Source organism: Sphingobacteriales bacterium (assembly GCA_016706405.1).
In the GTDB taxonomy this organism is placed as follows: domain Bacteria; phylum Bacteroidota; class Bacteroidia; order Chitinophagales; family UBA2359; genus BJ6.
Window position 1 is genome coordinate 123478 of record JADJJT010000003.1, and the last position, 23560, is coordinate 147037.

18 protein-coding genes and 1 pseudogene are annotated in these 23560 nt (G+C 40.1%); 10 read left to right on the top strand and 9 right to left on the bottom strand.

The window, feature by feature from the left end:
- Nucleotides 1-29: 29 nt before the first annotated feature.
- Nucleotides 30-713: a DUF4159 domain-containing protein gene (locus IPI59_12415; protein MBK7528331.1), complete on the top strand. Its 684-nt coding sequence runs from the start codon at nt 30-32 to the stop codon at nt 711-713.
- A 36-nt stretch (nt 714-749) separates the two neighbouring features.
- Here IPI59_12415 and glmM read toward each other — a convergent pair.
- From glmM to IPI59_12430, 3 genes and pseudogenes are all read right to left on the bottom strand, one after another.
- A pseudogene (gene glmM, locus IPI59_12420) lies at nt 750-2160 on the bottom strand (phosphoglucosamine mutase).
- A gap of 140 nt (nt 2161-2300) precedes the next feature.
- On the bottom strand, nt 2301-2777 hold the full coding sequence (locus IPI59_12425; GenBank protein ID MBK7528332.1) for a hypothetical protein: 477 nt from the start codon (nt 2775-2777) through the stop codon (nt 2301-2303).
- A gap of 24 nt (nt 2778-2801) precedes the next feature.
- Nucleotides 2802-4004 carry a S41 family peptidase gene (locus tag IPI59_12430; protein MBK7528333.1) on the bottom strand — a complete coding sequence of 401 codons (1203 nt, stop codon included), beginning with the start codon at nt 4002-4004 and terminating at the stop codon, nt 2802-2804.
- 320 nt (nt 4005-4324) lie between these two features.
- Here IPI59_12430 and IPI59_12435 point away from each other — a divergent pair, with 320 nt between their 5' ends.
- The 3 genes from IPI59_12435 to IPI59_12445 all read left to right on the top strand — a co-directional run bounded on the left by IPI59_12435 (nt 4325) and on the right by IPI59_12445 (nt 8799).
- Nucleotides 4325-5398 (top strand): DUF2183 domain-containing protein, encoded by a 1074-nt coding sequence (locus IPI59_12435; GenBank protein MBK7528334.1) that lies wholly within the window; start codon nt 4325-4327, stop codon nt 5396-5398.
- Between the two features lie 238 nt (nt 5399-5636).
- The gene (locus tag IPI59_12440; GenBank protein ID MBK7528335.1) at nt 5637-7814 is read left to right on the top strand and encodes a T9SS type A sorting domain-containing protein; all 2178 of its coding nucleotides are present in this window, start codon (nt 5637-5639) and stop codon (nt 7812-7814) included.
- A gap of 16 nt (nt 7815-7830) precedes the next feature.
- Nucleotides 7831-8799, top strand: a complete 969-nt coding sequence (locus tag IPI59_12445; protein ID MBK7528336.1) for a T9SS type A sorting domain-containing protein — start codon at nt 7831-7833, stop codon at nt 8797-8799.
- A gap of 149 nt (nt 8800-8948) precedes the next feature.
- Here IPI59_12445 and IPI59_12450 read toward each other — a convergent pair whose 3' ends face one another.
- Genes IPI59_12450 through IPI59_12460 form a run of 3 tightly spaced genes read right to left on the bottom strand, consistent with a single transcriptional unit; the run spans nt 8949 to nt 12238 of the window.
- Nucleotides 8949-9923, bottom strand: a complete 975-nt coding sequence (locus IPI59_12450) for a UDP-3-O-(3-hydroxymyristoyl)glucosamine N-acyltransferase (protein MBK7528337.1) — start codon at nt 9921-9923, stop codon at nt 8949-8951.
- Nucleotides 9924-9975: 52 nt separating this feature from the next.
- A complete protein-coding gene (locus IPI59_12455) occupies nt 9976-11298 on the bottom strand; it encodes an ABC transporter permease (protein MBK7528338.1) in 1323 nt (440 codons plus the stop codon).
- 19 nt (nt 11299-11317) lie between these two features.
- Nucleotides 11318-12238, bottom strand: coding sequence for an ATP-binding cassette domain-containing protein (locus IPI59_12460; GenBank protein ID MBK7528339.1), 921 nt, complete (start codon nt 12236-12238; stop codon nt 11318-11320).
- Between the two features lie 168 nt (nt 12239-12406).
- Between IPI59_12460 and IPI59_12465 the strand changes: the two genes are divergently transcribed.
- The 4 genes from IPI59_12465 (at nt 12407) to IPI59_12480 (ending at nt 14881) form a co-directional block, all read left to right on the top strand.
- On the top strand, nt 12407-12667 hold the full coding sequence (locus tag IPI59_12465) for a YtxH domain-containing protein (GenBank protein ID MBK7528340.1): 261 nt from the start codon (nt 12407-12409) through the stop codon (nt 12665-12667).
- Nucleotides 12668-12827: 160 nt separating this feature from the next.
- Nucleotides 12828-13211: a hypothetical protein gene (locus IPI59_12470; GenBank protein ID MBK7528341.1), complete on the top strand. Its 384-nt coding sequence runs from the start codon at nt 12828-12830 to the stop codon at nt 13209-13211.
- A 40-nt stretch (nt 13212-13251) separates the two neighbouring features.
- On the top strand, nt 13252-13635 hold the full coding sequence (locus IPI59_12475) for a hypothetical protein (protein MBK7528342.1): 384 nt from the start codon (nt 13252-13254) through the stop codon (nt 13633-13635).
- 535 nt (nt 13636-14170) lie between these two features.
- The gene (locus IPI59_12480) at nt 14171-14881 is read left to right on the top strand and encodes a hypothetical protein (protein ID MBK7528343.1); all 711 of its coding nucleotides are present in this window, start codon (nt 14171-14173) and stop codon (nt 14879-14881) included.
- A 17-nt stretch (nt 14882-14898) separates the two neighbouring features.
- Here the strand turns inward: IPI59_12480 and IPI59_12485 are convergent, their stop codons facing one another.
- Entirely contained in the window at nt 14899-15327 is a 429-nt protein-coding gene (locus tag IPI59_12485) for a TraR/DksA family transcriptional regulator (GenBank protein MBK7528344.1), read from the bottom strand.
- Nucleotides 15328-15441: 114 nt separating this feature from the next.
- Nucleotides 15442-18804: an isoleucine--tRNA ligase gene (locus IPI59_12490; protein MBK7528345.1), complete on the bottom strand. Its 3363-nt coding sequence runs from the start codon at nt 18802-18804 to the stop codon at nt 15442-15444.
- A 230-nt stretch (nt 18805-19034) separates the two neighbouring features.
- Between IPI59_12490 and IPI59_12495 the strand changes: the two genes are divergently transcribed.
- Nucleotides 19035-19871: an undecaprenyl-diphosphate phosphatase gene (locus tag IPI59_12495; protein ID MBK7528346.1), complete on the top strand. Its 837-nt coding sequence runs from the start codon at nt 19035-19037 to the stop codon at nt 19869-19871.
- Nucleotides 19872-19940: 69 nt separating this feature from the next.
- Nucleotides 19941-21323 carry a DNA repair protein RadA gene (gene radA, locus IPI59_12500; protein MBK7528347.1) on the top strand — a complete coding sequence of 461 codons (1383 nt, stop codon included), beginning with the start codon at nt 19941-19943 and terminating at the stop codon, nt 21321-21323.
- Between the two features lie 19 nt (nt 21324-21342).
- On the opposite strand, the gene IPI59_12505 is transcribed toward radA, so the two are convergent.
- Nucleotides 21343-23490: an enoyl-CoA hydratase/isomerase family protein gene (locus IPI59_12505; protein ID MBK7528348.1), complete on the bottom strand. Its 2148-nt coding sequence runs from the start codon at nt 23488-23490 to the stop codon at nt 21343-21345.
- Nucleotides 23491-23560 lie beyond the last annotated feature (70 nt).

Here is a 23560-nt window from a genome sequence, read left to right on the forward strand (position 1 = left end):
TAAAACTTTAATCAACTGCATATAAGTATATGAGAATCAATGCATTATGTTTTTTAATTTTGTCATTTGTTTTTTTAACAATTAGTCTTGCTTTTACCAATAATAATGTGGGCAAAGGCAATGTTCAGTTGGCTTTGCTGCAATACAGGGGTGGCGGCGATTGGTATGCCAACAAAGAAACCTCCATCCCAAATTTAATTGAGTTTTGTAACCGCGAGCTTAAAATGAATTTGAACCCCGAACAAGCTATTGTTGAGGCGGGAAGTCCTGAAATTTTTAACTACCCATTTATCCACATGACGGGGCACGGAAATGTGCAGTTTAGCGAGCAAGAGGCCGAAAATTTGCGCACCTATTTAAAGTCGGGAGGATTTTTGCATATTGACGATAACTATGGAATGAACCCGTATGTGCGTCCGGCATTAAAAAAGATATTTCCGGATAAAGATTTGGTAGAATTGCCTTTCAATCATGATATTTACAAACAGCGGTTTCCTTTTGCTTCAGGCTTGCCCAAAATTCACGAACACGATGGCAAAAATCCACAAGGCTTTGGCATTATTATTGACGGGCGCGTAGTTTGTTTTTACTCGTATGAAACTGATTTAGGCGATGGTTGGGAAGATTTCCCTGTGCACCGCGACCCGCCCGAAAAACACTTGCAAGCCTTACAAATGGGTGCTAATTTGGTTATGTATGCATTTACAAATTAATGAACTTACTTGCTTACATTTTCAGTGAGTAATTTGTTATTCAACCAAATCCACTAATATTTTGCGCCAATAATTGGCAAGTTCTAAGGCAGCGGCTTCGCTTGTGCGGCTTTCGGCATAAACCCGCACAATAGGTTCGGTGTTCGATTTGCGCAAATGTACCCACTCGTGGCCAAAATCAATAAATACACCATCAATTGTAGTAATATTATGCGTGGCTGCATATCTTGCGTTAATCCTTTCTAAAAGTGTATCGACTGATATGTTTGAGGGCAACTCGGCCTTTTGTTTCGCCATATAATAGTTGGGATATTGGTGCCGCAGTTGGCTACATGTTTTCCCGGATTCTGCCATCAGCGATAAAAACAAGGCTACTCCGGCCAAAGCATCTCGGCCATAATGCAAATCGGGCCAAATAATGCCGCCGTTACCCTCGCCACCCAAAACAGCTTGCACGGCTTTCATTTGGGCAACCACGTTTACCTCGCCCACTGCCGACATGTAATAGTGGCAGCCGTGTTTTGCGGCCAATTCGCGCAGGGCTTTGGTTGACGATAAGTTTGAAACTACCGGCCCTTTTTGAACGTATTGCAAATAATAGTCGGCGCAGGCTACTAAAGTATATTCTTCGCCAAACCACTGGCCATTTTCGTCAATTATAGCCAAACGGTCGGCATCGGGATCAACAACAAAGCCAACATGACAGCCATTTTTTTGTACTGCCAACATAGTTTCTGCTAAATGTTCGGGGAGCGGTTCGGGGTTTCGCGGAAATAATCCGGAGGGTTGCTCGTTTAAAACTATCACTTCGCAGCCCAAGGTTTTTAACAGGGCGGGCAAGGCAATGCTGCCTACCGAGTTTACACCATCTACCAATACTTTGAATTTTTTTTCTTTTATTTTATTAGTTGCAATGGCTTTTTGTGCCATTATTTGCTCGATATGATGCACTAAATAACGCTGAAAAACCAACTGATAACTGCCAATTTCGGTGTAAGGGGTAAAGGCAATATTTTTTTCCGGATGATTAGCGGCAATTTTTAATAGTGTTTCGCCATCTTCAGCCGAAATGAACTCGCCCAAGTTGTTTAACAATTTTAAGGCATTCCAGTTGGCAGGGTTGTGGCTTGCCGAAATAATAATGCCGCCAACAGCTTTTTCGAGCGTAACGGCCATTTCTACGGTTGGGGTTGTAGCTAAGCCGGCAATCAATTACCGTAAAGCCCAAGGCTTGCAGGGTGTTGGCAACTAAGCCGGCAACCATTGCGCCTGTTGTGCGGGCATCGCGGCCAATTACAATTTTTTTGGGCTTGGTGTTGGCATGTTTTTGCAATAATAATGCCCCAAAAGCAGTAGCAAAATTTACAATATTTATAGGCGTTAGGGCATTGGTAGAGTCGCCGCCTATGGTGCCGCGTATTCCGGAAATTGAACAAATAAGAGGCATCCGGTAAAATTGTTTATTGAAAATTTAGTAATTGTGGAGGAACTAAAAAAATAAGTTTTGCCAAATTTGAAGATTAAAATAATCAATTAGTTTGGCAAAACTTCAAGAAAATAAATATAGGGCAAAAATACAACCTATTTTTATTCTAACTTCATTTCTGAGAAAATTTTATCGTCTTTTAAAACTTCTAAAGCTTTTAAATAAGGCTCGTTATACTCGTTAACTATTTGATAATAGGCTTCGAAATTAAACAAATACCGAGCAATTAACGATTTTAAACGCATTTCGATGAGTTTTTGCGATTGGGCAAGTCCGGCCTCATCTTTTTTAACACCTTCTTTTTCGGCAAAATTTACAAAGTCGTCCATCATTTTTAACCCTATGTTAAAATTGGCTTTGTAAGTGTTAAAATCGGCAAAACTTGTATGCCATTCGTCTCGTTTTGCGTCCATCTGTTCTAATACGTAGGTATTAAAAATATTTTGATTGCTTAGTTCGCGGTAGTAGGTTGATATATCGGAGGTGTCAATACTAACAAAAATATCGGGCGATATACCGCCGCCGCCGTAAACTGTTCGTTTAATCTTTAGGGTTTCAAATTTAAGCGAGTCGGGCATTTCAATTTTTGTAGGGTCAGACAGTTAGCCATTTTTGTAGCGGTCGCGCACTTCCTTGCGGTATGCTTCGGCATCGTTGCTGTATGGTTTTTGAATGCAGCGCCCAGACGGGGTGTAATAATGTGCTACGGTTAGTCGCACCGCCGACCCGTCAGATAGGGAGTAAGGTTTTTGTACCAAGCCTTTGCCAAACGAGCGGCGACCAATTATTAGTCCTCTGTCCCAATCTTGCATAGCCCCCGATACAATTTCGCTTGCCGATGCCGAGCCTTCGTCAATTAATACTACTAATTTGCCTTTTTCAAAACTGCCGCCATTGGTGGCTTTGTAATCTTTTCGTTGGTAGGCACGTCCTTCGGTATAGGTAATTAGGCGGTTTTTAGGTAAAAATATATCCGATACCTCAACGGCAGCACTTAAAAACCCACCGCCGTTGCCTTTAAGGTCTAAAATTAAACTTTTCATGCCTTGTTTGTTTAATTTTTCGATGGCTTTGGTCATTTCTTCGGTAGTGGTAGCCGAGAAGCGGTTTAATTTTATATAGCCTATTTCGGGGGTGGCCATATAAATTGCATCAATACTGTTAATTGGAATTTTATCGCGGGTTATGGTTACATACAAGGTTTTATCCACATTTTTGCGGGCAATACCAACCTCAACTTTGGTGCCTTTGGTGCCGCGCAGTTTTTTCATTACTTGCTCATTGGTGATTTTGATATTGGCAACAGGTTCTTTATCAACTAAAATAATGCGGTCGCCATCGCGGAGGCCTGCTTTTTCGGAGGGGCCATCCGGAACTACGCTTACAATGGTGATAGTATCTTTTATAATGTTAAAACTAACGCCGATGCCTTCAAAATTTCCTACCAAGGGTTCGTTTACGGCCTTTACCTCGTCTGCTGGAATGTAGGATGAATGTGGGTCTAAGTTTTCGAGTAGCGAGCGGATAGAAGCTTCGGTTATTTTCTCAAAATCCACACTATCCATGTAAACTTGGTTTATTAGCTCTAAAATTTGCCCTGTTTTAACTTTGGCATCATCGGCAGTAAAAGGTGGTTTTTCGGCGGGTTTAGTTGTTTCGTGGGGGGTGTTTTGCTGTTGGCGTTGTTGTGCGTAAACAGTGCTAAAGGGGGCAAAAACGGTTATTAAAGTAAACAAACTAAAAGCAATTAGCAATTTAGTTTTAAATTGGTTAGCACCTGTTTTTTTTGCGGTCATTAAGTTCATTTGAAAAAAGTAAATGAAGAAAGTGTGGAAATTTATTGTGAGTTTGCCTATAACACGTAATTAGCTGCAAAGATAAACTACATTCATCCGGAAATTAGTGTAGGGGATAAGTTAATCTAAGTTAATTAAACAAAATTAAGGCCAATTTGGGTTTTACAACTAAGTTTTTATCAACACCTTTGTGGATGAAGGATGTTTGCCTTAAATTTATTTAGGATTTTGTTAATTTTCAGTTTGCAAGTCATAAGACAAACTGTTTTAACTGTAAATTTGCATTTTTGTTTCGACAAGTACAACTTATTTTAATTTTTTAACGATAAATGTATAAGCAGTTTAAATCGGTATTTTATTGGCTAACAGACCGTTTAGACACGTTTAAACAACGACTTCGATTGAGGTTTACCTCGAAACGGCACGTGTTAATTGTGCCTTACAGGGGTTTTGGCAATTTACAAACCTTATTTTTAACAGGTCGTGTTTTAACCAGCCGGCTGTTAAACCCTATGCACACCGATGGCCGATGGCAAAATTTAAAAAATACCTATAAACGGTTTGGCAGCAACGAAATTAAAGATGCAAGCATACAAATTGAAATTGCCGGCCAAACGCAAACCTGTAATACCAACCACGAGGGGTATTATGCACTAAACATGCCTAATTTAACGCAGGTGCTAAAACCGCGTGAAGTTTGGTTTCAGGTAAAAATTAGCCTTGTTAGTGCCCCGGTTGCTTTTAAGCCACCTTATAGCGTTAGGGGCGAGGTTATGCTGCCCAATAGTACAGCCAAATATGGCATTATAAGCGATATTGACGATACAATTTTGCATACAGCCGTTTTGTCAATGACCCGTATGTTGTATTTAACTTTGTTTAAAAACGCCCACTCGCGCGAGCAGGTGCCTGGTGCAGCCGCCTTTATACAAGCTTTGCGTGTAGGGCGCGACCAAGCAGAGCAGCATCCGGTATTTTACGTTTCAAATGGTCCGTGGAATTTGTACGACATGTTAACCGAGTTTATGCAGGTTAACAATTTTGTTAAAGGTCCCCTGTCTTTGCGCGATTTTGGCCGACATAAAAATGAAGATGCCGTTACCTACCGACTGCATAAACGCGATTCGGTGGCTCGTATTATAAAAACTTACCCCAATTTGCAATTTATTTTGATGGGCGACAGTGCAGAAAAAGATTTGGATATTTATACCGAAATAGCTACCAATTATCCGGGAAGGGTTGCAGCTATTTTTATCCGGATGGTAAGAAGTACTAAACGTAAAGTAGCCGTCCTAAAAAAAGCCGCTCTCGAAGAAAAAGTACCTATAATTTTGTTTACCGATTACGACCAGGCAGTTAAACACGCCCTCGAAATGGGCCTAATCGCCAATTCTAAGACCTAAAATGAAAACAAAAATATAAATACCCGTGTTTGATTTGAGATGGCATTTTAGCCCTAATGTGATTTTTTTGCCTCCAAAACCATAATTCCGGATAAATAAGGTTAATATTGTGTGTTTTCTTGGATGTTATTAATATAAAAATGTATGTTTAATTACTGTCCTCCTTTTATTTGGCTTGTAATTTTTTAAACTCTTCTATTTAATTAACTTGTATTTTACCATTTAGAAAAAATATTTTATGAAATTTGTTTTTACATTTTTATCGTTTTGCTTTATTTGTTTTGTTGCAGCAGCTCAAACGCCCATACCCATTGACGAAGCAAAAATAAAAGCAGTTGGCGATATTGTTACCGTAGAAGGTATTGTTACCAACGGCCCCGAATTGGGCGCTATACGTTACATGCAAGACGGTAGTGCCGGCATTGCCGTTTTTGATTACGATTTTGCCGATGCCGTTAAGCCCGGAGACCTGGTACAAGTTACCGGCGCACTTGACCTTTACAACGAACTGATGGAAATTAAAAAATCGGGGGCAACTATGCAGTACAAAATTATAAGCTCGAACAACCCGCTGCCAGCCCCAAAAGAGGTAACAACGGCAATTGGATTTACCGAAGATTATGAGGGCGAACTAGTGCGTTTTTCAAACATCAAATTTACCGATGTTGGCAATTTTAAAACCGCCAGTACCAATTATAAAATTTTTGACGGAAGCCTTACCTACGAAGTCCGTGTTGTTGATGCCACAAATATTGTAAACACACCCATACCAACCGAGTATATTAATTTAGTGGGCATAATGTCGCAGTTTAAAACAACCTACCAACTGTTGCCCCGCAGCCTTTCCGATTTTGAATATTTAGGCAACCCGCCCGTTATTTCGTCCTCGTTAACGCAAAGCAATATTACAACCACCAGTTTCGATGTGTCGTTTACTACCTTGTTTGATGGCAACACCACAATTAAATACGGAAAAACCAAATCGTTAGAGATGGGCGCACTTAACGACGGCAACTATACCACCAACCATATAACTAATTTATCCGGATTAAGTCCGGCAACGGTTTACTACGTTCAGGCAATCTCTGAAAGTGCTTCGGGCGACGAGTCAAAATCGGCTATTATGCCCATGATGACTGCCTCGCTTTCATCGGGCGACATAAAAGTTTATTTTAACAGCCCGGTAAACAATAGTGTATCGAACGGGCCAACTGCCATTTACGTAAAAAATGCTATAGCCGACACGTTGGCAAACTATTTTAGCCGGGCAAAATATACCATAGACATGAGCCTTTATACGTTTGACAATGCTACCGGAATTTTAGATGCCCTTAAAGCTGCCGCCAATAAAGGGATAAAATGCCGCTTTGTAGCCGACTCAGATATTGACAAGGCTATATACAACCTTTTTCCCGGAAGCAAAATTACCCGCGACTCCGAAGTACAGGGTATTATGCATAATAAATTTGTAATAATTGATGCCGAATCGCCCGACCCCAACGACCCCATTGTTTGGACTGGCTCGACAAATTTTAGCGATGATCAACTAAACAAAGATCCTAACAACGTCATAATCATCCAAGACCAAAGCTTAGCCCGCGCTTTTACGATGGAATTTGACGAAATGTTTGGCGAAAAATTTGGCTCCGATAAATTAGATAACACCCCCAAAGAGTTTGTAGTAGGTGGTAAACGAGTTGAAGCCTATTTTAGTCCCGGAGACGACATTAGAACTAATTTTAAAAAATCGGTAGCACAGGCTAATTACGAACTGTTTTTTGCTATCATGCAACTTACCCGCACCGATATGGCAAATGCCATTGAAGACCGCATTTACGACAAAGTATTTTTAGCCGGAATTTTAGACGACACCAGCACCCCCGAAAATCAGGCTTGTTTTGATATTTTAGCACCAAAAATGAAAGAAAACTTAAAAGTTGATGGCAAAAGCTATATTTTTCATCATAAATATTTTATTGCCGACCCCAATTATTGGGATAGCGACCCAACAGTTTGGACAGGCTCGTACAACTGGACAAACAGCGCCCAAGTGCGCAACGACGAAAACGTGGTAGTAGTACACGATAAAAACGTAGCTAACATTTATTACCAAGAGTTTGTACAGCGGTTTAACGATTTGGGCGGTATTTTAGCCACCGATGATATAAATAAAAATTGGCAATTAATGGCATGGCCTAATCCAGTTTCAAACGAATTGACAATTGCTATTTTCGGAAAAAATCCGGAAAAAATTAACCTTCAATTCACTGATTCCTCCGGAAAAGTGCTGTTGCAAAAAAATTGGACTATTGGCACAGCACCATCTACCTTTAAAATTAACACTGCCAATTATGCTGCTGGGTTGTATTTGTTGACAATAAACGGACAAACGCAAAAAATTATTATTCAAAAATAAAAAATAAACTTTACCGATGACACAAAAACTTTTTACCTTTTTTTTACTTTCCATTGCGCCCTTAGCCCTTGTTTGGGGGCAATGTACCACGCCTTTTATATCCGAATATGTAGAGGGCAGCAACAATAACAAAGCCATTGAAATAGCCAACCCCAGCGACAAAGACCTTGACCTTAGCGATTACCGCTTAATAAGATGGCAAAATGGCAGTGCTGTTTACGATGCCGCTTTTAGCATTGACCTTACCGGTATTACCGTTAAAGCAAAAGATGTAGTAGTATTGGTTATAGACAAACAAGATTGCACCAAAACAGGGCAGGATACTTGCGTTTTTGCCGACTTAAAAGCCCAAACCGACTATTATATTTGTCCTGATTATAATGTTAGCAGCACCATGTATTTTAATGGCAATGATGCTATGTCTTTAAATAAAATTAGCGACAATGGGCAAATGCCGTTTGGTGCTTTTGTTGATATTTTTGGCCTGATTGGCGAAGACCCCGGCCAGTCGTGGACGGATACATACCCCTACACACAAGCTGCAGGAGGGGCATATTGGACCCGCGACCAAACCCTTATACGCAAGCCCGGAATTACCCAAGGCGTTACAACCAACCCTGGAACACCCTATACAGGTGCTTGGAACCCTACTGCCGAGTGGGACTCGCTGCCTCGCAACACCTTTAACCAATTGGGTTTTCATCAATGCGATTGCGGCATGTTGGCTGGCATTAACAACCACAACCCGCTCGCAAACAATTTTACCATGTATCCAAACCCCACGACCGGCAATTTGTATTTCGAAGCGCCAAAATTAGTTTCACAAGTACAAATTTTAACCTTGGCTGGCCTTGAAACCACAGCCATTAAACCAAACAGCCAAAAGTTTACCCTCAATACGAGCGATTTACCGCAAGGCACCTATTTTGTAAAACTACAGTATATTGACAAAACCATGTATTTGCGAAAAGTGGTGGTACAATAGTTTCTAATCGTTTTTTCTGTCTTTATTTGTTGAGACAGCTAATTATTTGCATTGCCCGGATTTGGTAGCTATACTAAACTGGGCAATTTTTTTTATTGAGGTCGATGATTGATTGTTTTCCGGAGATGTTAACTTAAAATGCTGGGAATCTATTGCCCATCTTCCAAACGTTTTAGGCGTTCTAAAATTTCGGCTATGCGTTTTATATTAGCCATTTCGCGCATGGTGGGTATGGCTTCGTTGGCGGGCGAGCCAAAATAGGCTTTACCTCCGGCTAAATTGTTAGCTACTCCTGATTGGGCATAAACTACGGCGTTATTGCCAATTGTCAGGTCTTTAGATACTCCTACCTGTCCCCATAAAATTACGCCATCGCCAAGGGTAGTTTTTCCGGCAATACCAACTTGGGCAGCAATTAAGGTATTTTTACCAAGTACAACACCATGCCCAATATGCACCAAATTATCTAATTTGCTGCCTTCGCCAATAACCGTATCGCCCGATACGCCGCAATCAATGGTACAGCCTGCCCCAATTTCAACGTTATTGCCAATAATAACACGTCCGCACGAGTACATTTTTTCGTATTGCAGGTCGTTTTCATGGCTTAATGGGCGCGATTTGTAGTAAAAAGCATCGCTACCTATGGTTGTATTAGCGTGGATGGTAACATTATTGCCAATAATTGTACGCTCATAAATAACAACATTCGGGTAAATGAGGCAGTTATCGCCTATTTGCACGTTATCGCCAATGGCTGCGCCGGGCATTATTTTGGTGTTTTGGCCAATTTTAGCTTGTGGGCTAATGGGCTGTTGCTGTTGCCAGCAGCGAGTTGATGCTAATGATAAAACAAAGTTATTGTATGCCGTAAAGGGGTCGGGGTGGTATAAAAGGGTTTTTTGATGTGGGTTATTTAATTGCCGGTTGTTTACAATAATGGCACTTGCAGCCGAAGATAGCGCTTTGGCAAAATATTTAGGATGGTCACAAAAAGTAATATCGCCAGGGATAACTTTGTGAATTTCATTGATTCCGGATAAAAAAGGATGATGAGCTGCCAAAATTTCGGCCTCTAATAATTTTGCTAACTGTGGCAAAGCAATCGGTGCATCAAATTTCATAAGAACAAAAGAAGGGTAGGGTAGGAGAGGAGGGGCAAATATGTAAACTATTTTAAATCCAACGGATAATTTCGCGTAGGGTAATTTTTTTGCCATACATTAAAATACCTGTACGGTAAATTTTACCAGCCAGCCACACAAAAAACCAAACACCAAGCAGCATCATACTCATAGAAACAATAATTTGCCAGACGGGTACGCCAAAAGCTATACGTGCGGGCATAATTATAGGGGCTGTAAGCGGAAACATAGATGCCCATGTTGCCAAACCATTATTGGGGTTCTCGACTGAAGCCATTAAAATAAAAAAGGATAAAATTACCGGAACCGTTACCGGAAAAGTAAGTTGTTGAATGTCGCCTTCGTCGTTAATGGCCGAGCTTAATCCGGCATACAAAGCGGCATATATAAGGTATCCGGTGACAAAAAAGAAGATAAACGCAAAAATAATGCTGAATAGGGGCAACTCCGACAAATTATCGGTTATTCCCTGTATTATCATCAAACCTTCGCCCGAGATTTGGTTTTGTTGTCCGGGTATTTGTTGTTGTAAATTGCTCAAATCGCTACCCGTAGGTGGGCCAGATGGCAATAAATCACCTCCCATGTATAAGCTAAAACCTAATTGGGCTACCACAACTAATAAAAGCCATATACCAAACTGCGTGATGCCTACTAAGCCAATGCCCACAATTTTTCCCATCATTAGCTCAAATGGCTTTACCGACGACAGTATTAGCTCTACAATCCGGCTGTTTTTTTCTTCCATTACGCCCCGCATCACCATGGCGCCATAAATTAATAAAGTCATATACATTAAAATGCCCACCGCCATACCTACGCCGGTGGCAATGCCCGTATTGCCAACACTTGTTTTGGTATCGCCTTGTTCAGTTATGCTGATATTTACTTTTTGAAGCGCATCAACAACATTTTTATTGATACCGGTTTCAACGAAGCGTTGTTGCCTTACTGCCGATTCGATTTGGTTTTCGATGAGCACTTTTTTTTGAAAACCCAATAAATTGTCTGAGATATAAATAATTCCGGATGGGTTATCGGTAGCTAATTCCGGAATATAAAGTACACCATCAAAGCCTTTGGCAGCATATTTTGTTTTTAAAACGGCTAACGAATCGGAAAATTCTTCAAATTCGATTTTGCTTTTATTGGCTAATTTAAGCCACGAGGTTTCGTTTTTAACAGCTATTCGGGTTGTTTCTTCACTGGCTTTGGTTATTAAAAATTGTAAACCAATTAACAAAAACAGGCTCAAGGGAACTATAATTGTTACTAAAATAAACGACTTTTTGCGCACGCGGGTAATGTACTCGCGGTTTATAACTAAGGCAATACGACTTAATGTTGACGACATATATATTGTAAGAAATTTATTAGTTGATTTGGTTATTTTGGCCAACTGCTTTAATAAAAACCTCGTTTAGCGAGGGTAATACTTCGTTGAAACTTTGTATTTGTACATTTTGTGTTACCAACCATTGTAGGGCTTGATTTGGGTTTGTGTGCTCGTTTAAATTAATGACCCAATTTTGAGGTGTTTGTTTGACGATGGTAAACGGAGTAGCATCCGGATTAAAACTATCTGTATTGGGGGCGGCAGTTTGCCAGCGCACTTCGTATAAATTTTCTTTGTAACGGTTTTGTGCCTCCAAAACACTGCCCGATAAAATAATATTACCTTTGTTTATAAGGGCAATTTCTTCGCAAATCTCTTCGACCTGTTCCATCCGGTGGGTTGAAAAAAGGATAGTAGCTCCGTTTTTTCTAAGGTCGGCAATTTCATCTTTAATCAGGTTGGTATTAATGGGGTCTAATCCTGAAAAAGGCTCGTCTAAAATAATTAATTTTGGTTTGTGAACAATGGTGGCAATAAATTGTATTTTTTGCTGCATTCCTTTTGAGAGTTCCTCAATTTTTTTATTCCACCATGAGGCAATTTCAAATTTTTCCATCCAATATTTTACCTCGTTAAATGCATCTTTTCGGCTTAAACCTTTTAACCGGGCTAAGTATAATAGCTGCTCGCCCACCTTCATTTTTTTATACAATCCACGCTCTTCGGGCATGTAACCTATATATTTATAGCGTTCGTTATTGCTTATTCCGGCCAATTCAACCGCTCCCGAGTCGGGCAAAATAATATTGGTAATTATGCGTATGAGGGTGCTTTTTCCGGCGCCGTTAGGCCCTAACAATCCAAACAAGCAGCCTTGTGGGAGGGTTAAATTTACGTTGTTTAAGGCGCGTTGTTTGCCAAACTCTTTAACTAAATCGCTAACTATTAGCAGGCTCATTTTATTATTACTATTTAAAAAATGTTTTAAAATGTTACGTTTTTAATATTTTTGCGTCAAATATAAGGCAGGTTTATTGTTTTATTGGCACAATACTTGTTTTTATTGTAATTTTGCCGAAAATTAAATATCATAACTCAAAATAACTAATCACAAAAATAATTATTTATGAAAAATCTTGTTTGGCTACTTGTTGGAATTTTGTTGGGGGGCATTGTAGCCATGCTTTATACCCCACATAGCGGGCGCAAGATGCGCAAAAAACTAACCAAGCAAGCTAAACGCCTGCAATTAGAGTTAGAAGCACAAGCCGAACAAGGCATTGAACGCCTGAAAGATTGGAAAGTTAATGCTGAAGAAATGGTTGAAAACGCAGCCAAACGTGTAAATGGCAACGGCGTTTCGAGTGAAACAACGGTTGATTTTTAAGCTTTTTTAAAAATTGCATTTTTCCGGATGCAATTTTGTACTTTTAAGCCGTATTTATTTAGTTTGCCCTTGTTTGCGAATATTCACCAACAAATAAACGGCAAGTTAAGTAGGCACGGTTTTTTTATTTATTTTTTAACTTTATTGTAGTTCTTAAGTCTTGCCAAATTCCTCGTCATCGCCGCCATCAAATAATTTAATCGAAAAAACAGTTGCCGACTTAAAAACCTATGTCGAACTGCAATTAACCTATTACAAATTAGAAAGTAGCGAAAAAATCGCTTCTGTAACGGCTGTATTAGTAAGTGTATTTTTAATTATATTGGTTCTTTTGTTCACGTTTATATTTGTAAATTTGTCTATAGCGGCTATATTGGCTGATGTGTTCGACTCTTTAACGCTCGGCTTTGGATTATTTGCTTTGATGCACTTGATTTTATTTATTTCGATTGTTGTTTTTAGAAAAGAAATTGAAAAGAAACTATTTTCATTAGCCCTTAAAGCATTGATTAGCAACAATGATGAAAACGACGAAGAAACCTAATATTAGAACAATTTGACTCAAACAAAAATCTAACTCATAAATGTCAATACCAGCAAAACAGCAATTAAGTTTGCAGAAACAAAAGCTCAAACTTAAAATAGAGCGGCAAAAATATGTATTGCTTCAGGATTATCTGCGTTTAAAAAATCAATACCACCCATTGCGTTATATAAGCACGTTAGCTTTGGATATAATGGAAGAGGACGACAAGGCGCAAAACTTTGACTCAAACGCCGCTCAAGCCGATAGCACAACCCAACCCAAACACAAAACAGCGCTAAAGCTTAAAGAGGCATTAATAAGTTTGTTTACCATCATAGAAAATTATTTCGCCTCGGCCACCAAACGAACTAAGGTTTTTACGGTTGATGATGATTATTATGATGACGAAGATGAGGTGTATTTTCCGGAAAAAAATAAATAATCAACTGCTGCCGGGCAAAATTTGCAGTTTCTTACCAAGATATTATATTGTTTAACAAAACTGGGCTCATGTTTATAATTAGGTAGAAATTGCAATTACTTAACATAATGTAAATTATAGGTCATTTTCTTAAAAATAAATTTAGCACCTATTTTAATAAAAAAACTGCGTACATTTGCTAAAATATAATGCTGTGCTGTTAAGCTTAATAAAACAAATACAAGCATAAATTTAACAAATATATTTTACAGAAACTATCTTTTCTTTCTCAATATATATTTTATATTTTTACAATAAATAACAAACCATCTAATCTATGTTTATGCTCGAACTAATTGATACGCGCCTAACTTTCTGAAATAGATTATGCCCCCCCCTACCCTATTCAAAATTTCATTTTTCAAAACATAATATATTTTATTTAAGTAAAAAAAATGCATAAAGTTGCCAAACGTCTGGTAGGTAAACGTCTAATTAGTTATTGGCTTTCATTTTAGCCTCTTTAGTCATCAAAAAAAGATTATTGTTTATTAATATGATTAAAAGAGAAATTAATTTTTTTGTATTGCGTGTTTGTTTTTTTTGCTGTATTGCTGCCTTGCCCACAAAAGGACAAATCGTCAATCCAAACTGCCCACCTACTCCGCCTGCTTGCGAAGTTTCAACGCAAACCTTATATTTGTACGCATATCCAAGCAGAGTTGGTGCCTTGTTGAAGGGCAAAAAAGTACCAAAAACTGAGGCTTCTTCATTTTTTGGCCATGTTTTTATGCGTTTAGAAAAATTTACTCCCACCGATACCATTATAAATTTATATGGCTATCACCCCTATTCGGCAATAGAGGGATTATTAGCCACCCCCGGTAAAATTTGCAACGATTGCATCGAAAATGAAAATGTTTTATGCGACTCTACCAATCAAAAGCCAACCAATATACCACGAGTTATGGCTGTGCCAATTTCGGCAGCACAGTACGAAGCACTTTTTTCCTATGCCGAGCACAAAAAAACGCAGCCCGGCTGGTACAGTGCATTCAGTAGTAACTGTATTGATTTCGCTGTAAACATGCTTCAAATAGCCGGAATCGAAACTCCTAAACGCCGACTAATCAATTTCCCGCAAAACTATTATAAACGCATCCTAAAACTTAACGACACGCTTATTCCCCAGCAAAAACCTTTGCCCGATATTAAGCCTGTTAAAACAAAGAAAAAAACGCCGGCAATAGTTAATACCGGCGAGTAACTAATCCGTAAGGCTTTTTACCCTTTTTGCTTGGCCTCTATGCTTAATGTAGCATGGGGTACCGCCCGCAAACGCTCTTTGGGTATAAGTTTGCCGGTTACCCTGCAAATACCATATACTTTATTTTCAATACGCAACAAAGCATTTTCCAAGTGTTGTATAAACGTAGCCTGCCGTGAAGCCAACTGATTTAAATATTCTAATTGGTAAGTGCCAACGCCATCATCAATAGCCGAAGCGTGGTTGCCCTCTTCTTCTTGCTGTAGTTTTACTTGATGTTGCAAGTGTATTAATTCGCGCTTTGCCTCTTCAAGTTTGCCTTCAATTAGCTGTTTAAAGTCTTGCAATTCTTCGTCGGTATAACGTGTTCTTTCTTTTTTTTCAAGCTCAGGGCCTTGTGAGTTGTTGTCTGTTAATGTAATATTATTAAGGTCTTTATCTATCATTTTAAATAAGATACGTTTATAAAATAAAAAATTAGGTAAAATATAAAACGGTAAAACGTCTTAAATTATTGTTTGGTTGCACCGTTCTTTTTTTTTTAACAAATAGCAAAAATTTTAACTCGCAGTTAGATTTACGGGTATCTCGAAGTCATCTATTTGAATAGTGGCATTTCCGGAAAATAAATTAGAGACCAAAACTAATGAGTCGGCTAAAATTTCGGTTTTTATATATTGATTATAACCTTCAACGGCTGAATTAATCTCCGGATGTGCTTGTATTTGAACCATAATACGGTCGGTAATTTGCAGGTTTTTATCTTTCCGGATACTTTGTAGATGTTTAACTAATTCGCGGGCCACACCTTCGTTTTCCAATTCAGGTGTTATTGTTACATCTAATGCAACGGTCAAACCATTTTGTGTGTTTACCAACCAACCCTCAATATCTTCGGCTGTTATTTGCACCTCATCAAAGGTAATTGTAAACTTATCGCCGTCAAAAGTAAAATCAAAATTGCCCTCTTTTTCAAACTGTGCAATTTGTGGTTGCGAAAGGTTTTCGAGCGCCATTTTAAGAGCATTGATGTGTTTACCCATTTTACGACCCAATATTTTAAAATCGGGGCGCACCGTTTTTTTAACCATCTCGGAGGTATCATTCACTAATTCAATTTGTTTTACATTTACCTCGGCCAAAATTAACGAACTTACTTTTTGTAGTTGCTCAATTTGTTGCGTGTTTATTACCGGAACCAACATTTTTTGCAAAGGCTGACGTACTTTAATCTGTTGTTTTTTGCGCAACGCCAATACCATAGAGCAAATAGTTTGCGCCATTTGCATCCGTTCTTCTAAGTCTTTATCAACAGCCGAACTGTTAATTTCCGGAAAATCGGCCATGTGAACCGATTCAACAGCAATACGTTGGGTTTTATTGTTTAGATTTTTAAACAGCCACTCGGCAAAAAATGGCGCAACCGGACTCATCATAACAGCTACTCTTTCTAAGCAAGTATAAAGTGTTTGGTAGGCGGCTATTTTGTCGGCTTGGTAATCGCCCTTCCAAAAGCGGCGACGGCACAAACGCACATACCAATTACTTAGGTGGTCATCTACAAAAGTTTCAATTAGCCTAAAAGCTTTTGATGGCTCATAATCGGCTAACAAGGTATCAACCTCAAGTGTTAAGGTATTTAACTGCGATATTATCCAACGGTCAATTTCGGGGCGCTGGCTTAGAGGAATTTCCGACTCGCGCCAGGCAAAATCATCTACGTTGGCATACAGGGCAAAAAACGAGTAAGTATTGTATAAGGTGGCAAAAAACTTCCGGCTTTCGGCCAATCCTGAAAAATCAAATTTTAAGTTATCCCAAGGTTGGGCATTCGTAATAATGTACCAGCGCACGGCATCGGCGCCGTATTCGTCCATTGCGGCAAAAGGGTCAATCACATTTCCTTTCGATTTCGACATTTTTTCGCCGTTTTTGTCTAATACCAAACCCGTCGAAATTACGTTTTTATAGGCTACCGAATCGAAAAGCATTACCGACAAGGCATGTAGCGTATAAAACCAGCCCCTTGTTTGGTCCACACCTTCGGCAATAAAATCGGCCGGAAAATTGGCAACCATACCGCCACCGTCTCCATCCGGATTGTTTACGGTATTAAACGGCCAATGCTGTTGTGCGTAAGGCATAGCACCGCTATCAAACCAAACATCCATTAAATCGGGTTCGCGGTGCATAATTTGCCCTTGTTTAGTAACCAAACTTACTCGGTCAATATGAGGGCGATGGAGGTCGTAGGTGCCATTAGCAACCGCGGCCAAATAATTTTGGTTGTGTTGTATTTGTTCGGCAGTTAATTTCCCGGATGCTAAAGCTGTTTCAATTCCGGATTTCAATTCGGCCACAGAACCAATACAAATTTGCTCGTTGCCATCGGCAGTGCGCCATATTGGAATAGGGGTACCCCAAAAGCGGCTCCGGCTTAAATTCCAATCTACCAAAGTTTCTAACCAGTTACCAAAACGGCCAGTTCCGGTGCTTTCGGGTTTCCAATTTATGGTTTTATTAAGTTCAACTAAACGCTCTCTAAAAGCCGTTGTTTTAATAAACCACGAGTCTAAGGGATAGTATATAATTGGCTTATCGGTGCGCCAGCAATGCGGGTAATTGTGGGCATGTTTGCGCACATCAAAAGCTTTGTTTTCTTGTTTTAGTTTGATGGTTATATCAATATCAACCGAGCGGTACTGGTCTTCGGGCTCGTTGTCGTAATTTTTAACCGGGCGATTGGCAAAATCGGTAACCTCGGTAAGAAAGCGTCCTTGTAAATTTACTAATTTTAGGCTGCCCAAGCCTTTCTTTTTAGCTGTTTGCATATCGTCAGCACCAAAACACGGGGCAATATGTACCACGCCTGTTCCATCGGTAGTACTTACAAAATCGGCGGTAACCACTAAAAAAGCGTCTCCATCGGTAGGCTGCACATAGGGCATTAATTGTTCGTAGCGCATGCCGGCTAATTCACTGCCTTTGATATTGCCTACGCGCTGCCAGGGAATAATTTTGGCTCCGGGTGTATAGGCTGCAAAATCGGCATTCTCAGCCTCGGCCTTAAACCATTGGTTTACTAAATCGGTAGCCAAAATTAGCGATACCGGGGCAAAAGTATAAGGGTTAAACGTATTTATTTGGGTGTACGAAATGCCAGCACCAACGGCCAAAGCCGTATTTGAAGGAAGTGTCCAAGGGGTAGTTGTCCAAGACAAAATAAACACATCGCGGCCAGCAGCAGCGTTAAACAGTGCTTCGGATTTTGAATTTTTTATTATTTTAAATTGTGCTACCGCAGTTACGTCTTTTACCTCGCGATAAGTGCCAGCATAACTTAACTCGTGGCTACTTAACCCAGTGCCTGCGGCAGGCGAGTAAGGTTGTATAGTATAGCCTTTATACACTAAACCTTTATTATAAAGTTTTTGCAGCAAAAACCAGCAAGTTTCTAAATAGTTGTTGTCAAAGGTTGTGTAAGGGTTGTGCATATCCACCCAATAGCCCATTCGGGTAGTTACTTTATGCCATACGTCAATATAGCGCATTGCATCTTCGCGGCAGCGCAAATTGTATTCATCAACACTAATTTTAGTGCCAATATCATCTTTGGTTATGCCAAGTCGTTTTTCGGTGTTTAATTCAATGGGCAGGCCATGCGTATCCCAACCCGCTTTGCGTGGTACATAATGCCCTTTTAGCGATTGATAACGGCAAAACAAATCTTTTAAGGTCCGGCTAACAACGTGGTGAATGCCGGGCATACCATTTACCGAAGGTGGCCCTTCGTAAAATACAAATTGTGGCTTATTTTGCCGATGATTTAATGCGCGTTTAAAAATATCGTTCTTTTCCCAAAAATCTAATATTTCGCGGTCAATTTCGGGCAGGTTTAATTGGTTTATTTGGCGATACGACATAAGTTTGAACAAGGGCTAACTATCTTTTGTAAGCAGCTAAATTTTCCATTTTTTCCGGAGGTTTACGCTGGTTTTCAAAATAAGCCGCAAAGATACGCTTTTTTAGCTTTCATAACTCCTTGTATCTTGTGTTGATGGGTTTCAATTTAAGGTATAATCATCCTGCATTTTATCCGGATTAAAAAAATAAACTGAAATAACTTACCTTTGCCGGCAAACCATAGTTAGGCATGGAAATTTGGCAGGCAATTTTATTGGCAATCGTAGAAGGTATAACCGAATATTTGCCCGTTTCATCAACCGGACATTTAATTATAACAAATGCCTTGTTGGGTATAGATGCCACCACTTTTACCAAACTTTTTACCATAAATATTCAGTTTGGTGCAATTTTATCGGTTTTGGTGTTGTATTGGCGGCGTTTTTTGCAAAGTTGGCATTTTTACGGCAAACTATTAATTGCTTTTATTCCGGCGGCTGTTGTTGGCTTGTTGGCGGGCAATTTAATTGATGCAGCCCTTGAGCATGTTTGGGTAATTGCTACTGCATTAGTTGTAGGCGGAATTGTACTTATTTTATGCGATAAATGGTTTGCCCCACAAAACAAGGAAATATCTAATAATGAGCTAGCACAAAATAATATTGCCCAACAAGACGCAAACCTGTACCCCCAAATTAGTTACAAGCAGGCTTTATTTATTGGTTTGTTTCAATGTATTGCCTTAATACCGGGCATTTCAAGGTCGGCGGCAACAATAGTTGGCGGCCTTGCCCAGCGGCTAAGTCGAGAACAAGCTGCCGAATTTTCGTTTTTTTTAGCTGTGCCTACCCTTTCGGCAGCATCGGGATATAAATTACTAAAAGATTATGATTTAATAACCAGTAATGATTTATATTTGTTAGCCATAGGCAATGTGGCTTCTTTTATTGTTGGAGTAATTGCCATTCAATTTTTAATTAAAGTACTTAAACAAAGTGGTTTTAAATGGTTTGGCTGGTACAGAATAATTTTGGGATTACTGCTGTTGGGCTTGTTGATTGCAAAAATTCCGCTTCAAATTATTTAAATATCCGGACTAAAGAAAATTCACTCGATTTTAAAATAGAATTTTACTCTAAACCTTTTAAATAAACTTGTGAGCAAAGTTAAAACTCGTTACCTCTGCCAAAATTGTGGCTCCGAGTCGCCAAAATGGTTGGGTCGTTGCCCTAATTGTAACGCTTGGAACACCTACGTTGAAGAAATTGTAGCTGCTCCCGAAAGCAAAAAAAACACCGACCGCAATTTGCTTTTGGGCAATTCAGGCAATAGTAACAGCACACCCATTGTATTGCAACAAGTTGAAAGTGTTCAAGAACGCCGCTACGTAACCAACGACAACGAACTAAACAGGGTTTTAGGCGGGGGTATAGTGCCGGGTGCTTTAATTTTATTAGGTGGCGAGCCGGGTATCGGCAAATCAACTCTTTTGCTGCAATTAGCTGCTACCACTAAGCAGTTAAAAGTCTTATATGTATCGGGCGAAGAAAGTATGCAACAAATTAAAATGCGTGCCGACCGTATAGGCATTGAAAACCAGGACTGTTACTTATTTACCGAAACCAACGTGTTTAGCATTATTAAACAAGCTCGCGAAATTAAACCTATTTTATGTGTTATTGACTCGATACAAACCCTCGAAACGCCCATTGTTGAGTCGGCGGCGGGCAGCGTAACGCAAATACGCGAATGTACTGCCGAGTTGCAACGCTATGCCAAAGAAACCCACACGCCCATTTTTTTAATTGGCCATATTACAAAAGATGGCACTATTGCAGGCCCAAAAGTTTTAGAACACATGGTTGATACTGTGCTGCAATTTGAGGGCGACCACCACCACGCCTACCGTTTGTTGCGCACCAAAAAAAATCGCTTCGGCTCAACTGCCGAGTTGGGTATTTACGAAATGCAACAGGGTGGCCTTAGGCAAGTTAGCAACCCCAGCGAACTATTACTAAACGAACACCCTTATGAACTAAGCGGAATAGGTATTGCCGCTATGGTTGAAGGTATGCGACCTCTACTAATTGAAACACAGGCTTTGGTTAGCAGCTCGGCGTATGGCACCCCACAACGCTCGGCTATTGGCTTTGACGGGCGACGCGTAAATATGCTGCTGGCTGTTTTAGAAAAACGCTGCGGTTTTAGATTTGGCGGCAAAGATGTATTTGTAAATATTGCCGGCGGTTTAAAAGTTGAAGATCCGGCAATTGATTTAGCCATAGCCTGCGCTCTTATTTCATCGCACGAAGACAGGCCACTGCCACCAAATACGTGTTTTGCAGGCGAGGTGGGTCTAAGCGGCGAAGTGCGCAGTGTTGCCCGCATTGAACTGCGTATTGCCGAAGCTGATAAACTTGGTTTTAAAACTATTTATGTGCCGGCAGCTAATAAAGGCTACGAAATTGGCAAAAAATTAAAAATCCGGATTTTGCCTGTGCGCACTGTTGGCGATGTGTATAACCAGTTGTTTGGATAGGGCAATTTCCAAACTACGGCTATCTAAAAATTTTCTCGTTTAATAATGCCGGAGTAAACCGCTCTCCGTAGGTTTGTGCAAGCAAAAGCAACCGTTTTGAAAAGGTTTTAATACCTATTTTGGCAATAAAAGCAAACGGCCCTCCGGTAAATGGGGGGTAACCTAAACCTAAAATTGCGCCAATATTCCCATCATCTGTATTAGCTATTATACCTTCGTTTAAGCAGTGAACAGCTTCGTTAGTTATAGCATAAAGCAATCGGCGTCTAATATCGCGGTCGGTAATGGTTGCTGTGTTTTTGCTTGCAGTAGGTAGGTATTGTTGTAAATGGGGGTTTATTTTGCCGGTTTTTACCATTTCTCCTTTTTCACTTTTATAAACATAAAAACCCATACCTTTTTTGCGCCCCAAACAACCTGTTTGAGTTAGTTGAGCGGGTAAGTTAGAGGCATAATTTTTACCACCAGCCCTTTGTATGAATAAATCGCCCAAGGCGCCGCTTAATACATGTATTGCCACATCAAGCCCAATTTCGTCAATTAAGGTTAGTGGCCCAACCGGAAAACCAGCTTCGCAGGCACACTTGTCTATGCGGGTTGGCAATATGCCTTCGGCTACCATTAACATAGCTTCGTTTAGCAGGGGACTTAAAATACGTGTGGTATAAAAACCCGGCGAGTCTTTAACAACAATACAAGTTTTACCTTGCAAAATACCAATTTGCCTTGCCGTTTCGCGCACCCAGTCGGCGGTATTTGGTTGTACTACTATTTCGAGGAGTTGCATTTTATCGACCGGCGAAAAATAGTGCATGCCCACCACTTGTTGAGGACGTGTTGCGTGGGCGACAATTTGCGATAAGGGTAAAGCCGATGTATTGGTTGCAAAAATACAATTATCCGGACTATTGGCTTCGCAATGGGCTAAAATTTGTTGTTTAAGGTCTAAATCTTCAAAAACGGCCTCAATTATTAAATCAGTATGTTTAAAATTTGCCAAATTGCTAACAGCAGTGCTAAGGCGGCCTAAGTGCTGATCTAATTGTAAAGGTGTGATGATATTGCGATTTTGCTTTTTTAGCCATGCCTTGTATAGCGTTTGTTGTGCGTGCGTCAGCTTATCCGGATGTTTGTCGGTTAATAAAACCTCAAAGCCGGCTTCAATACTTGCTTTAGCAATGCCAGTTCCCATTAATCCAGCACCGAAAACGGCTATCTTTTTTACAGGCCGTATTAAATGTGCTTGGAGGTGAGTTTTGCGTTTGGTAATTCCTACAAATAAACCCATTAGCGCTTTGGCAACCGGATGAACTGTTAGGGCGGCAAAATTGCGGGCTTCGGCCTCGTATCCGGCAAGTGCGCCATATTTGGCCCCCAATTCCATACATTCAATAATTTTTAGCGGGGCTGGGTAATTTCCAAATGTAGTTGCTTGCACCGTTTTTCGTGCTTTTTTAAACAAGATGGATTTGCTGATAAAATTGCCCTCTACTAAACTTTCAAGAAAACTGAGTTTGGGTTTTCGGATTATTTTTTTACCTTCAATTGCCAATTTTAGTGCCACTTGAGTAGCGGTATTCAGCAAGGCTTCGGGCTGAACAATATCATCAACCACCCCATATTTTAAAGCTTGTTTAGCATATAATTTGCGACCTGTTAAAGCCAAATTTAAACCCCTTCCCCACCCTACTAATGCGGGCAGCCGTTGCGTGCCGCCACCGGCAGGAATTAATCCTAACAACACTTCGGGCAAAGCTAAAACCGTATGTTTTGCATTGGTGGCAATACGGTAGTGGCAGGCCAGCGCAACCTCTAAGCCACCGCCCAAAGCAGTGCCGTTTATAGCGGCAACTACGGGTTTGTCGTAATTTTCAATCAGGTTTAAAATAGCCTGACCGCGCCTAATTACCATCTCCCATTCTTCGGGGTTTTGTGCTGCCAATACATTTTCAACATCAGCTCCGGCAATAAAATCTTTCTTCCGGCTAATAAGTACGATGGCTTTAATGGTATCATTTTTTGCTACGTCCTCAAAAACCTGTTCAAACTCGTTTAAAATATGCGGACCCAGCACATTTACTTTGCTGTTGGGCTGGTCGAGCCAAATAATACCCACGCCTTGCGGGATAATTTCTAAGGTGGCGGTATTGTTATTGTTGTTTATCATAGGGCAAAAATAACAACAATTATTGAATTAGAGCAAAGCACTTAAATCAGCTCCTACCCCACCCTGCTCT